The organism is Sphingopyxis panaciterrae (genome assembly GCF_011762125.1).
Lineage (GTDB): Bacteria > Pseudomonadota > Alphaproteobacteria > Sphingomonadales > Sphingomonadaceae > Sphingopyxis > Sphingopyxis panaciterrae.
In genome coordinates this window covers 289,325-305,890 of record NZ_JAASQN010000002.1, presented here as the reverse complement: position 1 = coordinate 305,890, position 16,566 = coordinate 289,325, and the positions used below count along the sequence as shown (strand labels likewise).

General features: G+C 65.9%; 15 protein-coding genes. 13 read left to right on the top strand and 2 right to left on the bottom strand.

What is annotated here, in order from left to right; all coding sequences use genetic code 11:
- The first annotated feature begins 82 nt into the window (after positions 1 to 82).
- From FHR22_RS09080 to FHR22_RS09035, 10 genes are all read left to right on the top strand, one after another.
- Positions 83 to 1,075 carry a 3-oxoacyl-[acyl-carrier-protein] synthase III C-terminal domain-containing protein gene (locus FHR22_RS09080; RefSeq protein ID WP_208417598.1) on the top strand — a complete coding sequence of 331 codons (993 nt, stop codon included), beginning with the start codon at positions 83 to 85 and terminating at the stop codon, positions 1,073 to 1,075.
- The gene (locus FHR22_RS09075; RefSeq protein WP_166941327.1) at positions 1,072 to 2,079 is read left to right on the top strand and encodes an NAD-dependent epimerase/dehydratase family protein; all 1,008 of its coding nucleotides are present in this window, start codon (positions 1,072 to 1,074) and stop codon (positions 2,077 to 2,079) included. Before FHR22_RS09080 ends, FHR22_RS09075 begins: the two co-directional genes overlap by 4 nt.
- The gene (locus tag FHR22_RS09070) at positions 2,076 to 2,924 is read left to right on the top strand and encodes an MBL fold metallo-hydrolase (RefSeq protein WP_166941325.1); all 849 of its coding nucleotides are present in this window, start codon (positions 2,076 to 2,078) and stop codon (positions 2,922 to 2,924) included. The genes FHR22_RS09075 and FHR22_RS09070 overlap by 4 nt, the downstream gene beginning before the upstream one ends.
- Complete coding sequence (locus tag FHR22_RS09065; RefSeq protein ID WP_166941323.1) at positions 2,914 to 4,164, top strand: cell division protein FtsA; 1,251 nt, start codon at positions 2,914 to 2,916, stop codon at positions 4,162 to 4,164. The genes FHR22_RS09070 and FHR22_RS09065 overlap by 11 nt, the downstream gene beginning before the upstream one ends.
- Positions 4,157 to 5,320 carry an ATP-grasp domain-containing protein gene (locus FHR22_RS09060; protein WP_166941321.1) on the top strand — a complete coding sequence of 388 codons (1,164 nt, stop codon included), beginning with the start codon at positions 4,157 to 4,159 and terminating at the stop codon, positions 5,318 to 5,320. Before FHR22_RS09065 ends, FHR22_RS09060 begins: the two co-directional genes overlap by 8 nt.
- Positions 5,317 to 6,333 carry an aromatic ring-hydroxylating oxygenase subunit alpha gene (locus FHR22_RS09055; RefSeq protein WP_166941319.1) on the top strand — a complete coding sequence of 339 codons (1,017 nt, stop codon included), beginning with the start codon at positions 5,317 to 5,319 and terminating at the stop codon, positions 6,331 to 6,333. Before FHR22_RS09060 ends, FHR22_RS09055 begins: the two co-directional genes overlap by 4 nt.
- Positions 6,334 to 6,458: 125 nt before the next feature.
- Positions 6,459 to 8,681: a TonB-dependent receptor gene (locus FHR22_RS09050; protein WP_166941317.1), complete on the top strand. Its 2,223-nt coding sequence runs from the start codon at positions 6,459 to 6,461 to the stop codon at positions 8,679 to 8,681.
- Positions 8,682 to 8,683: 2 nt separating this feature from the next.
- Positions 8,684 to 9,895, top strand: a complete 1,212-nt coding sequence (locus FHR22_RS09045) for a cytochrome P450 (RefSeq protein ID WP_166941315.1) — start codon at positions 8,684 to 8,686, stop codon at positions 9,893 to 9,895.
- Positions 9,896 to 9,898: 3 nt separating this feature from the next.
- Positions 9,899 to 10,780 carry a helix-turn-helix domain-containing protein gene (locus tag FHR22_RS09040; RefSeq protein WP_166941313.1) on the top strand — a complete coding sequence of 294 codons (882 nt, stop codon included), beginning with the start codon at positions 9,899 to 9,901 and terminating at the stop codon, positions 10,778 to 10,780.
- Between the two features lie 15 nt (positions 10,781 to 10,795).
- Entirely contained in the window at positions 10,796 to 11,905 is a 1,110-nt protein-coding gene (locus tag FHR22_RS09035; protein WP_166941311.1) for an NAD(P)-dependent alcohol dehydrogenase, read from the top strand.
- A gap of 22 nt (positions 11,906 to 11,927) precedes the next feature.
- On the opposite strand, the gene FHR22_RS09030 is transcribed toward FHR22_RS09035, so the two are convergent.
- A complete protein-coding gene (locus tag FHR22_RS09030) occupies positions 11,928 to 13,073 on the bottom strand; it encodes a GGDEF domain-containing protein (protein WP_166941309.1) in 1,146 nt (381 codons plus the stop codon).
- Positions 13,074 to 13,496: 423 nt separating this feature from the next.
- Between FHR22_RS09030 and FHR22_RS09025 the strand changes: the two genes are divergently transcribed.
- From FHR22_RS09025 to FHR22_RS09015, 3 genes are read left to right on the top strand one after another with little or no spacing between them, the layout of a single operon-like run.
- Positions 13,497 to 14,183 carry a protein-S-isoprenylcysteine O-methyltransferase gene (locus FHR22_RS09025; RefSeq protein WP_208417597.1) on the top strand — a complete coding sequence of 229 codons (687 nt, stop codon included), beginning with the start codon at positions 13,497 to 13,499 and terminating at the stop codon, positions 14,181 to 14,183.
- Positions 14,180 to 14,569 (top strand): hypothetical protein, encoded by a 390-nt coding sequence (locus FHR22_RS09020; protein WP_166941307.1) that lies wholly within the window; start codon positions 14,180 to 14,182, stop codon positions 14,567 to 14,569. The genes FHR22_RS09025 and FHR22_RS09020 overlap by 4 nt, the downstream gene beginning before the upstream one ends.
- Positions 14,566 to 15,594: a pyridoxamine 5'-phosphate oxidase family protein gene (locus FHR22_RS09015; protein WP_166941305.1), complete on the top strand. Its 1,029-nt coding sequence runs from the start codon at positions 14,566 to 14,568 to the stop codon at positions 15,592 to 15,594. The genes FHR22_RS09020 and FHR22_RS09015 overlap by 4 nt, the downstream gene beginning before the upstream one ends.
- Before the next feature lie 237 nt (positions 15,595 to 15,831).
- On the opposite strand, the gene FHR22_RS09010 is transcribed toward FHR22_RS09015, so the two are convergent.
- Positions 15,832 to 16,416 (bottom strand): TetR/AcrR family transcriptional regulator, encoded by a 585-nt coding sequence (locus tag FHR22_RS09010; protein ID WP_166941303.1) that lies wholly within the window; start codon positions 16,414 to 16,416, stop codon positions 15,832 to 15,834.
- Between the last annotated feature and the right edge of the window lie 150 nt (positions 16,417 to 16,566).

Genomic DNA, 16,566 nt, shown 5'->3' with positions numbered 1-16,566 from the left:
ATTAAACAGCGTCTAATTTTTATATTGAACAGTGCATAATTAATCGGGTAGAAGTTGCGGGATGATGATGGGAAGAAGGCCTATGATCCCGATGAAGCTCGCTGGCTGGGGCGCCTATCGTCCCGAGCGCGTGAAGACCTCGGAGGAACTGGATGCGCGTTTCGGCCAGCCCGCGGGATGGACCGAGGGACAGTTCGGTATCCGGGCAAGGCATGTCGCGAACCCGAACGAGACCAGTTCGATGATGGCGGCGGCTGCCGCACAAGCCGCTCTGGCGCGCGCCGGATGGGGCGATACGGCGTTCGACGTGCTGATCGGCGGCTGCGGCGTGATGGAGCAACCGATCCCGTCGACGGCGGCGCTGGTGCAGGACCGGCTGGGGCTGGGCCGCTCGGGCATCGCCGCCTTCGACGTCAACCAGACCTGCCTGTCTTTCCTGACCGCGCTCGATATCGCGGCGATGGGTATTGCCACGGGGCGTTGGCGGCGCGCTCTGGTCTTTTCGAGCGATATCGCTTCGGCGGGCCTCGATCCGTCGCAGCCCAAGACGATGTCGATCTTCGGCGACGGCGCCGCGGCGCTGGCGGTCGAAGTCGCGTCCGGCGGACCCGCCGGGCTGCTCGCGTCGCATTTCGTCACCAACGGCGCCGATCATGCGCTGGCACGGCTGCGCGCCGGGGGGACTCGCATGCGCGTCGAGGAAGGCTATGATGCACTTGTTGCCGGCTCGCGTTTCGAAATGGACGCATTCGGCATCTTCAAGGCGGCGGCGCGTTGCCTGCCCGCTGTGCTCGCGCGCGTCCTCGCCGACGCCGGTTGTACGATCGACGATATCGACACCGTCGTCTGCCATCAGGCGAGCGCGCCGGGGGTCGAGCATGTCCGCCGGCTTTTCGAGCCGCGTCCCGAGCGGGTGATCGATATCTTCGCACACACAGGAAACCAGATCGCGGCGTCGATCCCGACGGTGCTCGCGCACGGCCTGGAAAGCGGGCGGATCGCGCCTGGATCGACGGTGCTGATGCTTGGCACGGCGGCGGGGATCAGTGCGGGCGCGATGGTGCTGCGCGTTTGACGGCACGGCAGATCCTCGTCACCGGCGCCACTGGCGGGCTGGGGGTGGCGGTGGTGCGCGCGGCGCTGGCGCGCGGGCATCAGGTCGTCGCGACGGGGCGTTCGACCGAAAAGGCCGCTTTGTTCGAAGAACTTGGCGCGCGGTTCGTGTCGGCCGATCTGGTCGAAGCGGGCGATCTTGGCCCGCTGGTCGCCGGGGCGAACTCGGTGATACACGCGGCGGCGCTGTCGGCGAGTTGGGGGCCGAAAAGCGCTTTTGTCCGCGCCAATATCACCGCGACCGCGCGGTTACTGGACGCGGCGGCCGCGGCGGGTTGCGGGCGCTTCATCTTCATTTCCTCGCCGTCGATTTTCGCCTCGTTCCGGCACCGCGAGAACATCGGTCTCGACGCCGCGCCCGCCGATCCGGCGCTCAATCATTATGCACGGACCAAATATGTCGCCGAGCAGATGGTGCTTGCCGCCGATTCGGCCGCGATGTCCTGCTCTGCGATCCGCCCGCGCGCACTCGTCGGGCCGGGGGACCGGGTGATCCTGCCGAAGCTTGCAGCCTTCGCGGCGCGACGGCGGATGCCGCTGCCCGGGGGCGGGCGGGCGCTAGTCGAATTTACCGATCTGCGCGACGCGGCCGCAGCGATCCTGCTCGCCGAGGAGCGCGCGCCCGATATCGGCGGCATCGCGATCAATATTTCCGGCGGCCGCCCCGTCGCGGTGCGCGATGTTGCGCAGCGGTTGGCGGCGGTGTTGGGGACCAGTCCCAGGCTTATCGACCTGCCGGTACCGCTGGCGCATGGTCTTGCCGTGATCGCCGAGGCGGCGGCGCGGATGACGCGCGCGGCGGAGGAGCCGGTCCTGACGCGCTATACGCTCGCGACACTGGCTTTTTCGCAGAGTTTCGACATCGCGCCAGCCGAACGGCTGCTGGGCTTTCGCCCGAGCCACGATGGATTGGAAACGCTGCTTGCCGAGGCGGCGATGCTGGCGCGAACAAGGAGGCAGCCATGAAGCGCGTCGAACTGCGATGGCTGGCGCGCGGTTCTTGCCGGCACCCTGCCTTCATGACGATGCGCGGCGCCAGCCTATGCGCCACCGATTTTCCGGCGATGGTCGGGCTGATCCGTCACCCCGATCGCGGCGCGATCTTGTTCGACACCGGCTATGATCCGGCATTCCTCGATGCGACGGAGCCGTTTCCCGAGCGGCTGTACCGCTGGACGACGCCCGTTGCGATTTCGCCCGATCTCGCCTGGAACACGTGGCTTGGCGGTCATGGCATTGCGGCGGACGAAATCGCCGCGGTCATCGTGTCGCATTTCCACGGCGATCATGTGGCCGGGATACGGAACCTAGCCGGATTGCGGCTTTACTGCTCGTCGGCGGGGCTAGCCGAATTGCGCCGTCCCGGACGCTTTCGGCGCGTGCGACAGGGATTGCTTTCTGCGCTGGTGCCCGCCCAATGCGATGCCGATTGCTCCTTCTTCGAGGAGGCACCGCGGGTCGCGCTTCCCTCCGATTTTGCGCCCTTCGCCGAAGGCGCCGACATATTGGGCGACGGCAGCCTGATAGCGGTGCCGCTGCCCGGCCATTGCGCCGGCCATTGGGGGCTCGCGCTGCGTGACGAGGCCGGCCGCGCGATATTGCTCGCGGGCGATGCGGCCTGGTCGATCGATGCGATCCGGCGCTGCGTCCCGCCGCCGCGCCTGACCACCGCGCTGCTCGGTGAAACAGGGGTTTATCGTGCGACGCTGGGCCATCTTCACGCCGCGCTGGTGAACAACCCGGGCCTTGCCATCCTGCCGTCGCATTGCGCGCAGGCCGCGGCTGCGTATGAAGCTGGCGATGCGGTCTAGCGCGACGATCGCTTCGATCATGCGGACGCGCCGGGCGCTCCGCATGTCCGCCGATGGGCTCGCGCGGCTGCGCGAACGGCAGTGGGCGGCCTTGCAACCGGCGCTGCAAAAGACGCCGGCGCTCGCCGCATGGGCGGGGCGTGCGCCGGACGCGTTCCCGGTCGTCATTCCGGCGGACATGCGCCGCGATTATGGGGCGTGGAACAGCCTTGGGCTCGACCACGACCGGCTATGCGGCGCCGCCGACGCTGCCGAAACCGGGTCGGCGGAAGGCGCGATCGAAGGACTTGGCGTCGGCTGGTCGACGGGCACGAGCGGCAGCCGCGGGCTGTTTATCGCGAACGCGGCGGAACGCGCGGATTATATCGGACAGAGCCTCGCGCGCCTCCTGCCGCTCGGCGCGATGCTGCGGCCGCAGCGGATCGCGCTCCATCTGCGTGCCAACAGCAATCTTTACAGCGATGTCGGCGGCCGCTTCTTTTCTTTCGCCCATTTTCCGTTGTCGCTGCCGACCAGCGAGACACGCGACAAGCTGGCCGAATTTGCGCCGACCATTTTGATCGCCCCGCCGCACCACCTGCTGGCGCTTGCCGATCTTTGGCAGCGGTCGGATGTCGAGAGAACCGGGCCTCGGCACATTTTCTTCGGTTCGGAACCGATGAGTGCAGCCGAAATCGAATGGGTCAACGAAGCCGTCGGCGTCCGGCCACGGTCGATCTATCAGGCGACCGAGGGCTTCCTGGGGGCGGCTTGTCTTGAGGGTGCGCTCCATCTTAACGAGCATAGCCTCGCGGTCGAACTTGAACCGGTTGACGGGACGAAAGGATACCGTCCGGTGATTACCGACCTGCGTCATTACAGCCAGCCGGTCGTTCGCGTCCGGCTCGACGATTATATCGAGCCGACCGGCGAAACATGCCGTTGCGGTTACGCCGGGCGCGTCGTCCGGCCGGTCGCCGGTCGCGTGGGCGACATCTGGCGCTGGGGAACGCTTGCAGTCACGCCTGATGCGGTGGCGAACTGCGTCGATAGCGTCGTGGGGGTGCCGGCGGCCTGGCAGGCCATCGGCACCGCGCGCGGGGTCGAGTTGCGTGTCGACCCGAAATGCCCGGCCGGCCGCGCGTCTGATGCGGCTGGGCTGTTGCAGGATCGTCTCGGCATCCCGGTACCCGTGACGCTGTCGCCGGAGCCGCCGGCCGTTTCCTTTCCCAAGCGGCGGAGGGTGATGTGGCATGGCTAGGACGGTGCTCGTCACCGGCGCGCGCGCCGCCGCGGCGCTTGATATCGCGCGCGACTTTACGGCCGCGGGCTATCGCACCATCTGCGCCGATAGCGTCCCCGCGCGGATCAGCGGCTGGTCGGGTCGCACCGGGGCATTCCGATCCTACCCCGCACCGCGCGCCGACCCGGCGGGTTTCGCCGCGCGGATTGCGCAGTTGGTCGAAGAATATGACGTCGATCTGGTGGTGCCGACGTGCGAGGAAGCCTTTTATCTCGCGGCGCCCGGACTGGCCCGGCCGCTGGCTGGCAAGCTGTTCCAGTCCCCGCTTGCGAGCTTGCGCGAACTACATGACAAATATCGTTTCGCTCGCCTTGCCGCGAGGCTCGGCATGCCGGTACCTGAGACCCATATTCTGAGAGATGAAGCCGATGTCGCGGCTTTTTCCGGGCGGTCGCGCGAGTGGGTTTTCAAGCCCTGTTTCAGCCGGTTCGGCGAGGCGGCGTTGGTCGGGCCGGCGCGCGAAAGGTTGCGCGGCGTTCGACCGTCGGCCGAGCGCCCATGGATCGCGCAGCGCCGTATCGTCGGCTCCGAGGCCTGTTTCTATGCCGTCGCGCGCGATGGCGCTTTGCGCGCCTTCGCGGCCTATCGTTCCGACTGGCGCCTCGGCGGAGGCGCGAGCTTCGGGTTCGAGGCGCTGGATAGCGCGAGGGCGGCGGCACTGCGCGAGGCCGCGGTGACGCTAGCCGGACATCTGTCGCTGACGGGACAGATCGCCTGTGACGTGATCTTCGACGTCGCAGGCCAGCCCTGGCTGATCGAATGCAACCCGCGCGCGACGAGCGGCGTCCATTTCCTGGCGGGCGAGGGCAGGCTGGCCGCCTCCATCGACGGCAGCGAGGAGGGATGCCTTGCGGGTGACGGGCAGCCGCGCCACTTGTTGCCCGCGATGCTCAGCTTCGGTCTCGCCGTGGCGTTGCGCCGCCGCGATCTGCACGGGTGGGTTGCGGCGCTGCGCAATGGCCGCGACGTGATCGGCCGGCCCGGCGATCGCCGGCCCGCGCTGGGCGCATTTATCGATGGACTGGGATTCACCTTCAAGGGCATGGCCGACGGAACCAGCGCCAGCGCCGCGACGGTCGCCGATATCGCGTGGGACGGAGAAGATCTGCCATGATGAAGCTGCCCGACGCCGTCCGCAACGCGTGGCACCTCGTCGCGCTGTCGCGGCAGCTCAAGGAAGGGACCGTGCGCGGGCTCAAGGTCTGCGGCGTGCCGATCGCCCTGTTCCGGGCACAGGGGAAGGCGGGGGCGCTCGTCGATCGCTGTCCGCACCGCAATTTTCCGCTGTCCGAGGGCCGCGTCCGTCAGGGCGGGATCGAATGCCCCTATCATGGCTGGCGCTTCGACACGGCGGGTGCATGTCTTGCGGTACCGGGATGCCGGATCGACGGCGAGAAGACCGAAGGGCTGCGCGCCGATGCGCTGCGTGTCGCCGAGAGGCATGGCGGCATCTTCGTCACGCTCGGCGCCGATGCGCCAGCCGAACCGCCGCTGCCGCCGACGCTCGGCGCGGCGGGCCACGATCATTTCTGGTGGCAGCAGGGGACGTGGCGCGGGCGCGCGTTCGATGCGATCGAAAATGTGATGGACCCGTTCCACACCAATCATCTGCATCATGGCTTCATCCGGCGCCGCGACAAAAGGCTGCCCGTGTCGCTGCTCGTCGAAAGCGGCGGCCGCGATATCGCGATGGTGATCGAGCAGCAGCAACCCGACCTGGGGTTGATGTCGCGCTTCCTCGAGCGCGACCGGTCGCGCAGCATTTCGCGCTACCATCCGCCGACGGCGGTGCAGGCGCGCTGGGAGGGGCCGGAGAAGCTGACCTTGTGCGTCACCGCTTTTTTCACGCCCGCGACTGATGATAGCTTCATGCCCTTCGCCTGCTTCACGACGCCGCGCGGGATTGCGCCGGGGTGGCTTAAGCAGGCAGCAATCCGACTGTTCCTCGCACCCGTCGTCGCGCAGGATCGCCGTGCGCTGGCGAGCCAGTCGGAGGTGATGACGACTTTCGGCTTCCCGCGCTTCGCCGCGGGGCCGGGGGATATATTGGGCAGCCGCCTCTTCCGCCTGTGGCAGGGCGAGGCGATTCCGGCGGGGCAGGATACGCCGGTCGATGCGATGCTGTGAGGAGCTCGCCGCGCGCAAGAAATGTCAAAACCCGCCGCGAGCCACGCTAAAGCCATGCGGCGTCCACCGGGCTAGTTTTTCCTTCTGACAGGGCTCGCAGAGGCCCGGTTTATGGGAGAAGGATCATGGCTGCACAGCCTTTTGCGCGCATATTCTTAACGCTTCTTGCGGTTTCGACGTCGACCCTTGCGATGGCGCAAGGGGCTGCACCGGCCGCCGATGAAGGCGCCAGCGACGGCGACATCGTCGTCACCGCGCAGCGCCGCGAACAGTCTTTGCTCGACGTGCCGCTCGCGGTCACCGCGCTGGGCGGCGACACGCTGGCCGACCGGGGCATCACCAATTCGGCGCAACTCGGCAGCGCCGTCCCCAATCTTCAGATCAACAGCCCCTATGGCAATACGCAGCCGAACTTCTCGCTGCGCGGTATCGGGGTGGCGAACGAATATAACAGCAACCAGGCCTCGCCGGTCGGCGTCTATCTCGACGACGTCTATCTGGCGCCGCGCACCAGCCACGGCATGGGGCTGTTCGATCTCGACCGGATCGAGGTGCTGCGCGGGCCGCAGGGGACGCTGTTCGGCCGCAACACGACGGGCGGCGCGGTCAACTTCATCACGAAGAAGCCGGGGCTTTCGGGCACTAACGGTTATCTGCAGGTCGGATATGCCAATTACGACACCTTCACCGCGCAGGGCGCCGCCGAGGCGACGCTGGCTGAAGATGTCGCCGGGCTCCGCCTTGCGGTGAACTATGCCAAGGGCGACGGGCAGATCAGGAATGTCTTCCCCGGCGGCCGCGATGCGGCGTCGGTCGACACGTTGCAGGGCCGCGCGTCGCTGCGCGTCAAGCCGACCGAGACGCTCGATATCGTGCTGCGCGCCTATGCCGGTCGTGATCGGGGAACGCAGGCGGCGGTGCACGGGTTCGCACCGGTGCGCACCGGCCTCGGCTTCTTCGAGACGAACGAGAACCGTATCGGCGAGAACAGGACCGACGCCTGGGGCGTCTCGGCGAATATCGCGCTCGAACTCAGCGACACGCTCAGCCTGACCTCGATCACCAGCTATGACGGTGGCAAGCAGGATCTGCAGCAGGCGGCCGACGGATCGCCGATCGACCTGCTCGATATCAACTGGCGCTCGAACTACCGCCAGTTCAGCCAGGAATTGCGTGCCAATTATGAGGGCGACGGCATCACCTTTGTCGGCGGGCTTTTCTATGGCTGGGACCGCAATATCACCAACAACACGTTCAACCTGCCGCTGCCCCCGGCGGGCGGTTTCTTCCAGCATTACCGGCAGGTCCGCAAAAGCTATGCGGTGTTCGGGCAAGCCGACATCGATCTTGCCGACCGGCTCGTGCTGACATTGGGCGCGCGTTACACCAAGGATAAGTCGCGTTACGACGATGCCTTCGCCTATCTGTTCGTCGGCGGGGTCGACGATCCGCAAACACCGCTCGCGACGACGGTGCCCTGCGCAGGGGTTGCGGGCACGTGTCCCTATGATCCGGACGCGCGCTTTGCGCTGGTCGACACCAACAATGCGCTGACCGGCCGTATCGCGCTCAGCTACACCTTCGACGACGGCCCGCTCGTCTATGCCAGTTACAATCGCGGTTACCGCGCCGGCGCGGTCAATGGCGGCGGCTATACCTCATCGGCGGGCATCGGCTATATCGAGCCCGAACGGGTCAACGCCTATGAAATCGGGATCAAGGGCCGGGCGGGCGGGCGCCTGCTGACCTACGCCGCCTCGGCTTTCTATTATGACTATTCGAACCAGCAGCTGCAGGACACGCGGGCGGGGCCCGTGTCCTTCCTCGTAAACGCGCCGGCGTCGGAGGTTTACGGGCTCGAAGTCGAAACCACGCTGCGGCCCACCGATGGCTTCCGCGTCGACGCCTCGCTGGGCTGGCTCCACTCGAAATATAAAGAGCTGACGTTGCAGGGCGCCGACCTGTCGGGCAATTCGCTGCCTTTTGCGCCAAAACTCACCGCGCAGCTCGGTTTCGAATGGGACATGGTTGAAATCGGCGGCGGCGCGCTGACCTTTGCGCCGAACGTCGCTTATTCCAGCCGGCAATTTTATTCGCCGTTCAACGAGATCAACGCGCCGGGCACACCGCAGGTGAACAGCGAGTTGCAACAGGGGGCGAATGCGAAGGTCAATGCCTCGCTGAGTTGGTCGAACGATGCGCTGACGGTTCGCGCCTTTGCGAACAATCTCTTCGACCGCAAGACCTATGGCTATGGACTCGACTTGCGCGGGGCGGGGTTGCCGTTCAACTTCCTCGTCCCGAGCGCGCCGCGCACGTATGGCGTCAGCGTTCGCTACAGCTTCTGACGATGACCGACCTCAAGGATCCCGACCTTTATGTCGGCGGCATGCCCTATGCCGAGGTCGCGGCGCTGCGTGCCGCGGGCTCGGTCCACTGGAACCCCGAAAGCGACGGCGCGGGTTTCTGGGCGGTACTGGGCTTCGATGATATCCTGACCGTGTCGCGGCAGGCCGATCTCTTCTCCTCGGCCCATGAAAATGGCGGGCATCGTATCTTCAACGAGAATGAGGTCGGGTTAACGGGGGCGGGGGAGGCCGCGATCGGCATCCCCTTCATCTCGCACGATCCGCCGACGCACACCCAATATCGCAAGTTCATCATGCCCGCGCTGTCGCCCGCGCGGCTCGAAGGGATCGAGGCGCGGATCGCCGAACGCGTCGAGCGGCTGTTCGCTGATGTGCCGTTGAACGAGACGGTGAACATCCTGCCGCTGCTGACCGTTCCGCTGCCGCTGCTGACCCTTGCCGAGCTGCTGGGCGTTCCGGCCGAAATGTGGCACGATCTTCACCGTTGGACCGATGCCTTTGTCGGCGAGGATGATCCCGATTTTCGGCAGTCGCCCGAAGCGATGCAGGCCGTGATGGCGGAATTCATCGGATTTGCTTCCGCACTGTTCGAGGAGCGCCGCGCGAACCCGGGTGCCGACATCGCCTCGCTGCTTGCGAACACCGAGATACACGGCGAGCCGGTTTCGCTCGGCGATTTCGTCGGCAACCTCATCCTCGTGCTTGTCGGCGGCAATGAAACCACGCGCAATTCGATCAATCACAGCCTGATCGCCTTTGCGAACAATCCCGATCAATGGGATGCCATCCGCGCCGACCCCGGCCTGTTGCCAAACGCGGTCAGGGAAATGGTCCGCTATGCGAGCCCCGTCATCCACATGCGCCGCACCGCGACACGCGATACCGAATTGGGAGGGCAGCAGATCCGCAAGGGCGACAAGGTGGTTGTCTTCTACCCTGGCGGCAACCGCGATCCGTCGATTTTCGAGGATCCCGATCGCTTCGACGTGACGCGTCCGGTCCGCCAGCATCTCGCCTTTGGCGCGGGCACGCATGTCTGCGTCGGGTCGCGGCTTGCCGAGATGCAATTGCGGCTGGCCTTTGCGACGATGGCGCGGCATGTTCGCCGCTTCGAAGTGACGGGCGCGCCCAGCCGGGTGCGGTCGAACTTCATCAACGGGTTCAAACGGCTCGAGGTCAGGCTGGTGACATAGGTCATGCAGGTAGCGGAATGGGAGAATAAGGAGATCATCTGCGACGTCCTCGGCCGCGCGCCCGACGTCGAGATGGGATCGATCGGCGATGGCTGGTCGCTTTGCCGCTGGCGCCAGTTCGTCGGCAGCTATACCTTGCCGGCGCTGCCGCAGCCGATCTTCACCGTTCATATCGCCGGTAAGCCGCAGGTGAAGACGTGGGATCGCGACGGCTGGACCGAGACGAGTTCGATCCCCGGCTGTGCGACGATCGTCCCCGCCGGACAGCCGACCGGATGGCTGGTCGACGGCGAGCTCGACGTCGTGACGCTGTCGATGTCGTCGGACGTGCTGGCGGGGCAACCCTATGCCGAACAGTTCAACCGGATGCGCTTCGCCTTTGCCGACCCGCTTGGTGTCGCGCTGACGCGGCAGATTCTCGCCGAGCTTTATGCTCCGCAGGCCGAGGAGCGGACCGCCTATGTTTCGGCAATGGTGGGGGCGCTGAAGGCGCATATCCTGTCGGGACCACCCGCGCACGGCAATCCGCTCGATATTCCGGTGTCCGATTTCTCCGCCTACCGCCTCCACAAGATCATGAACGCCGTGCTCGCGCATCCCGAGGAAGAACATAGCCTTGAGGCGATGGCGGCGGTCGCGGGGGTCACGCCGTCGCATTTCTGCCGCCTGTTCAAGAAAGCGACGGGCATCTCGCCGCACCAATATGTGATGAAGGCGCGGCTCGACCGCGCGCAGCAGATGCTCGTCCAGACCGACCTTAGCCTGGTCGCCTTGTCCGAGGCGGCGGGCTTTACCAGCCAGAGTCATTTCAGCCGCGCCTTTCGCGCCTGGTTCGGCATTGCGCCGAGCGATTATCGCCAGCAGGAACGGCGACTTCAGCACTGATCTTACGGAGGACACATGACCCAGAGCACCGCAGCGGTGGCGCGTGCGCCGCACGCCGATTTTTCGATCGAGCCATTGGAACTGGATGGCCCGCGCGCGGGCGAGGTGCGGGTACGCATCGCCGGGGTCGGCCTCTGCCACACCGACCTGATCTTTCGCGACCAGTTCGTTCCCTATCAGCTGCCCGCGGTGCTCGGCCATGAAGGCGCCGGGGTGATCGAGGCGGTCGGCGAGGGTGTCGACGGGCTGGCGGTCGGCGACGAGGTCGTCCTCGGCTTTTCGAGCTGCGGCGCCTGTCCGCGCTGCGACGAGGGGCTGCCGAGCTATTGCCGCACCTTTGTGCCGCTCAACTATGCCGGGATGCGGCTCGAGGATGGATCGAAGGCTTTGTCCGACGCCGAGGGGCCGGTGGGGTCGCATTTCTTCGGCCAGTCTTCCTTTGCGAGCCATGCGATCACGCGGGCGCGTAACGTGGTGAAGGTGGACGGCAGCGCGGCGCCGCTCGAACTGCTGGGGCCACTCGGCTGCGGGTTCCAGACCGGGGCAGGCGGGGTGATGCGATCGCTGGCCTGCCCGGCGGGGTCGAGCATCGCGATTTTCGGCGGCGGGCCGGTCGGGCTCGCGGCGGTGATGGGGGCAGTGATCCAGGGCTGTACGACGATCATCCTTGTCGAGCCCGTCGCGGCGCGGCGCACGATCGGCGAGGAACTGGGCGCGACGCATGTGATCGACCCGGCCGTCGGCGATATCGCGGCAGCGATCCGCGCGGTGGTGCCCGAGGGCGTCGATTTCGGGTTCGACAGCAGCGGGCGTACCGAGGTGATCGAGGCGGGGCTTGCCTCGCTCGGCAGCCATGGTGCGATCGGGCTGGTCGGGGTGCCGGCGAAGGCCGATGCGGCGATCAGCGTCAACATCACCGCGCTGATGACGCCGGGGCACCGCATCATCGGGATCATCGAGGGCGACAGCGATCCGCAGACCTTCATCCCCGAACTGATCGCGCATCACGCCGCCGGGCGCTTTCCGTTCGATCGGCTGATCAAGACCTTCCCGCTCGCCGAAATCAACGATGCGATCGCCGCCCAAGCGCGCGGCGAGTGCATCAAGGCTGTGCTGATCCCCTGAACCGCGCCCGGCGGTCAGGAGATTAGGCGAGTTCGATCCGGTTCCGCCCCGCCTGCTTCGCGCGATAGAGGGCGTCGTCGGCGGCTTTGAGCGCTTCGCGGACTTCACTATAACCAAAGACGTCGGCGACGCCGCCCGAGAAGGTGATCTGGCCGAACGGCTCGTCTGTCTTGCGGTTGATCAGCCGCCGTTCGGCGAGCTCCTGACGCGCTTCGTCGAGCCGCTTTGCTGCCTCACTTGGCGGCAGACCTCGGAACAGCATGACGAATTCCTCGCCCCCGTGGCGCGCGACATGGCAATGATCGTCGGATATCTTCGATAGTGTATCGGCGATGAGTTTGATTACGCGGTCGCCGGCTTCGTGGCCGTGAATGTCGTTAACGCGCTTGAATTCATCGATGTCGCAGAAGGCGACGCTCAGCGGTTCGCACGCGCCGCGGGCTTCGGCGTGGTGGCGTTCGAGCAGGACTTCGAAGGCGCGGCGGTTGGGGAGGCCGGTCAGATAGTCGATTTCGGCATCGCGCCGCGCGCGCGCAAGGCTGCGGCGCAGCGCCTTGGCTTCGTCCTCGCTCTTGCGCATATCATCTTCGGCACGGCGCGTGCGTTCGAGCATGACTTTCGCAAGATCGGCGAGATTTGACACGAGTTGGCCGGTCTTTTGCACCTGTTCGAGATGTTCGAGATGTTCGAGATCGAGGACATGGCGTTCGAGTTCGCTGCCATAGTCGCTGGTGACGCTGCGCGCCGCCTTGGTGTGGGTCTGGAAGGCGTCGAGGTTCGATTCGAGGCGCGCGACGATGCGGTCGATTTCGCTATGGTCGAGCGCGGCCGCTTCCTCTTTCGCGAGTTCGTCGAGCCAGGACTGGCTGATGCCTTCGCCCGACGCGATCCGGGCGTTGATGCGGCGCGCCAGGCCGGGATTGGTGCCCGAGAAAACACTGTGCGCGAGCGACAGGTTGGACGCCGATATGTCGAGATCATGATCGAGCAGGAAGGACATGATGGCCTGCGCGAGCCGATGCCGCGCCTGCTGCGCCAGATCGCCCGTCGCCCGCCCCCCCGGCGGCGGGATCTCCCGTATCGGGGCGCCGCTGTGCGGGTTGCGCAGCCCCAGCCAATCTAGGAGCCGCCCTACCGGCTCGTTCGATGATGTCGCTTTGATGGTCATGCGACATTTAACGGGCGCGGATCGTGAGATTTAAGCCGTTTTCTGCCCGATATCGCGATCGCGTTCGCGCGGCCGGAAAGAGGTAGGGATATCATTTGCTTACGCTATCGAATATTTGTTATTGAGAATCATTCGCAAATATGCCATGAGGCTTTTCGAGGTGGTTTGGTGTGCGGCGGCGGTGAAGGAGAGACGGTGATGTCGGCCGAGGAGAGTGGCGGCGTTGGGGTGGGGAGCGGACGTTCCCGCGCCGACTAAAACCGTCGCCCCCGCGAAGGCGGGGGCCGCCATCGGCCTAGCGCAAGGTTGCCAGCGGCCCCCGCCTTCGCGGGGACGACGGTTTTTAGTAGTGGCAGCTACCGGCCGAAAACGGCCGTTCATAGGATGATTTTACGCTCGGTATGATCACGAAAGGAAAAGGCGATGACCGGACGACGCGATCGATCGATGATGACCAGCTTTCCCGCGCTCGCGACTGCGGTGGCGGGCCTCGTGCTGCTGATCCTCGCCTTGTGGCGCTGGCGCGACAATGGCTGGGGGGCGCTCGTCTGGTTGGCGGCCTTTGCGGCGACGGTCGTGATTCGGACGCCGCATTCGGTGCGCAACCGGTCGAATATTGTCGTCGATGCTCGCAAGCAGCTGCCCGAAAAGCTGCTGCTGGTAGCCATGTTCGCCGCGATGATGCTGCTGCCGCTGCTCCATCTCGCGACGGCGGCTTTTGCTTTTGCCGATTATCGTCTGCCCGATTGGGCGACCGCGACCGGCGCGGCGCTGCAACTGCCCTTCCTGTGGCTATTCTGGCGCAGCCACGCCGACCTTGGCCGCAACTGGAGCCCAGGACTGGAGGTGCATGATGCGCACGCGCTGGTCACCGGCGGAATCTATGACCGCATTCGCCACCCCATGTACGCCGCGATCTGGATTTCGGCGCTGGCGCAGCCGCTGCTGATCCACAATTGGATCGCGGGCGCGTTGGTGGTGCCCGCCTTCGCCGCGATGTGGTTCCTGCGGGTGCCGCAGGAGGAGGCGATGATGCATGGCCGCTTCGGCGCCGATTGGGAGGCCTATTGCCGCCGGACGGGGCGGCTGTGGCCGAAGGCGGCGTCATGATGCACGTCGTAATCGACGGCGCGGCGGCTGCGAGCGACCCCGCCGAACTGGTCAGCGCCGCGGCGCGTTGCTGGCGATTGGCGCGCGACGAGGGGGCGGCGACGCAGCCAAGGTTGCACGCACTGCTGTCCGAACGGCAATGCCCGATGCTGGCGGTAGCCTTCGACAGCCTGCTGCATCTTTACGAGCAGGCGCTTGACCACCCTTTTGCGATTGGCGACACAGACAGCCCGTCGGAGGATGAAGTCCTGCTCACCAATCTGCTTCGCAGCACGGGACGCGTTCCACCCTGCGTAGCCGCGAGGCAGGGCGCCGCTTCGGCGTTCGATTGCGCGCTCTGTTCGATGCGCATCCTCCTGACGCTTGCGCCAAAGGACATCCAATGACCTTCCTCGACAGCATCGCCGCGCTCGAAGCCGTGATCGGCAAGACGCCGCCACCGGTGAATTTGAAGGTAATCGACCATGTAGACGCGAGTGCGCGACGCTGGCTCGCATCGTCGCCGCTGATGTTCGCGGGTTTCGGCGCCGGCCAGGGGGTTGTCCAAGGGATTGCCCAAGGGATTGCAATGACGCTGGGCGGCGGCGCGCAAGGTTTTGCGTCCGCCGAGGATCCGGCCGCCCTGACAATCCCGCTCGACCTGATCGATGATCCCGCGCTGGCGGTCACAGGTGCCGGCTTTGGCTCGCTCTTCCTCATTCCCGGGGTCGGCGAGACGCTGCGGGTCAACGGCCGCGTCGCGGGCATCGAGGACGGCGTGCTGCGGATCGCGGTTGAGGAATGCTATGGCCATTGCGCCAAGGCGCTGATCCGATCCGATTTCTGGTCGGCCACCCCGCTGGGCGAATGGCCCGGCGACACCGGCGCCTTTGTCAACGCAAGCCGCTTTATGGCGCTCGCGACGGTCGACGCCGGCGGCGGCGCCGACCTGAGCCCGAAAGGCGATCCCGCCGGCTGCATGGCGCGGTTGGACGAAGGCGGGCTGTGGTTCGCCGACCGGCCGGGCAATCGCCGCGCCGACAGTTTTCGCAATATCATCGTCCAGCCGCAAATCGCCGCCGCGCTGCTGATCCCCGGTTCGGCGGCGGTCGCGCTGGTGCGGGGACGGGCGCGGCTGACCGTCGATGAAGCGGCGCGGACGGCGTTTGCGGTGCGCGACAAGACGCCGCTGCTCGCCGCGCGCATCGACGAAGTGGCGATGGAAATGCGCACGAGCGCCGCGCTCCAGCGCGCGCGGCTGTGGCCTACAGCGGCGGCGCCCGCCGATATCCGGCCGGCGAAGATGTTCGCCGAACATGTCAAGCTCAACAAGAACAAGAGTTTGACGGCGCGCCTTGCCGGGGCCTTGGTGTCGGTTCCGGGGTTGATGGAGCGCGGGCTGGCCAAGGATTATAAGGATAATCTCTATTGAAGAGGCGGGCGAGAGCATGCCCGGTTGCGGCGATTAGTTGCCGTTTCCTTTTTCGTCACCCCGGACTTGATCCGGGGTCCCGCTGGACGTCGAAACCTGCGCTAACTTCAAAAAAAGCGGGATCCCGGGTCAAGGCGGAAGAGCCACGGGTCTCCTCCGCGGATGACGAAGGTGAGTGGAGCTCATGGCAGCCCCCACCCCAAAACCGTCATCCGTTTCGTTACGCCCTTGCGAAGCTCAGCAGGTCAGGGCGGCTTCGAACAGGCAGCGGAAGCGTTCGATGCATTCGTCGCGGTCGGTGCTGGTGCCGCCGAAATTGTCGACCATCATGATCGTCGACAGCACGCCGATGCCCATCAGGATGGCGAGCAGCATATTGGCGCGCAGTTCGGCCTGGTCGCCACCGATCAATTCGGTGAGCGGGCCGAGGACATCGAGGTGGACGAGGTCGCGGATGACCTGGCCGGCCTTGGGCGAGGAGGCCGAACGCAGCATGATGATGAACATTTCCATGCGCAGCTGCCGGTCGTCGCTGCCATCCTCGACGACGAGCTGGGCGAGGAAGCCGGGGACCTCGGCGATCGTGCGGGGCTCGCGGAAAAGATCCGGCTTGTCGTCATGGGACAGGACGTCGCGAAAAAGCCCTTCCTTGCCGCCGAAATAGCGGCTGATCAGCGCAACATCGACGCGCGCATCGCCGGCGATATCGCGGAGGCCGACGCTGTCGTAGCTTTCGCTGAGGAAGCGCTGGCGCGCGGCGGCGAGGATCGCGGCGCGCGTCGCCACGGCGTCGCGCTTTTTGATGGATGTGGTCGGGTCCATGCTGGCGCCTTTGCATAGGCTTTGAAGTAAATCAACAGCTGTTGACTTATTTTGGCTTCGGCTTTAGTCGGCATTGTCCGGCATCGCGCAGCGCCCCCCCTCCCTGCAGCGCGGTGTCGGAACATGCCCTTACAAAAAAGACATAGGTCC

Excerpts from the sequence above, each read along its gene's own strand:
- FHR22_RS09015 (WP_166941305.1), top strand. The coding sequence starts at position 14,566 with ATGACCTTCCTCGACAGCATCGCCGCGCTCGAAGCCGTGATCGGCAAG.
- FHR22_RS09080 (WP_208417598.1), top strand. The coding sequence starts at position 83 with ATGATCCCGATGAAGCTCGCTGGCTGGGGCGCCTATCGTCCCGAGCGC.
- FHR22_RS09065 (WP_166941323.1), top strand. The coding sequence starts at position 2,914 with ATGCGGTCTAGCGCGACGATCGCTTCGATCATGCGGACGCGCCGGGCG.
- FHR22_RS09060 (WP_166941321.1), top strand. The coding sequence starts at position 4,157 with ATGGCTAGGACGGTGCTCGTCACCGGCGCGCGCGCCGCCGCGGCGCTT.
- FHR22_RS09035 (WP_166941311.1), top strand. The coding sequence starts at position 10,796 with ATGACCCAGAGCACCGCAGCGGTGGCGCGTGCGCCGCACGCCGATTTT.
- FHR22_RS09040 (WP_166941313.1), top strand. The coding sequence starts at position 9,899 with ATGCAGGTAGCGGAATGGGAGAATAAGGAGATCATCTGCGACGTCCTC.
- FHR22_RS09020 (WP_166941307.1), top strand. The coding sequence starts at position 14,180 with ATGATGCACGTCGTAATCGACGGCGCGGCGGCTGCGAGCGACCCCGCC.
- FHR22_RS09030 (WP_166941309.1), bottom strand. The coding sequence starts at position 13,073 with ATGACCATCAAAGCGACATCATCGAACGAGCCGGTAGGGCGGCTCCTA.
- FHR22_RS09045 (WP_166941315.1), top strand. The coding sequence starts at position 8,684 with ATGACCGACCTCAAGGATCCCGACCTTTATGTCGGCGGCATGCCCTAT.
- FHR22_RS09055 (WP_166941319.1), top strand. The coding sequence starts at position 5,317 with ATGATGAAGCTGCCCGACGCCGTCCGCAACGCGTGGCACCTCGTCGCG.
- FHR22_RS09070 (WP_166941325.1), top strand. The coding sequence starts at position 2,076 with ATGAAGCGCGTCGAACTGCGATGGCTGGCGCGCGGTTCTTGCCGGCAC.
- FHR22_RS09025 (WP_208417597.1), top strand. The coding sequence starts at position 13,497 with ATGACCGGACGACGCGATCGATCGATGATGACCAGCTTTCCCGCGCTC.
- FHR22_RS09010 (WP_166941303.1), bottom strand. The coding sequence starts at position 16,416 with ATGGACCCGACCACATCCATCAAAAAGCGCGACGCCGTGGCGACGCGC.
- FHR22_RS09050 (WP_166941317.1), top strand. The coding sequence starts at position 6,459 with ATGGCTGCACAGCCTTTTGCGCGCATATTCTTAACGCTTCTTGCGGTT.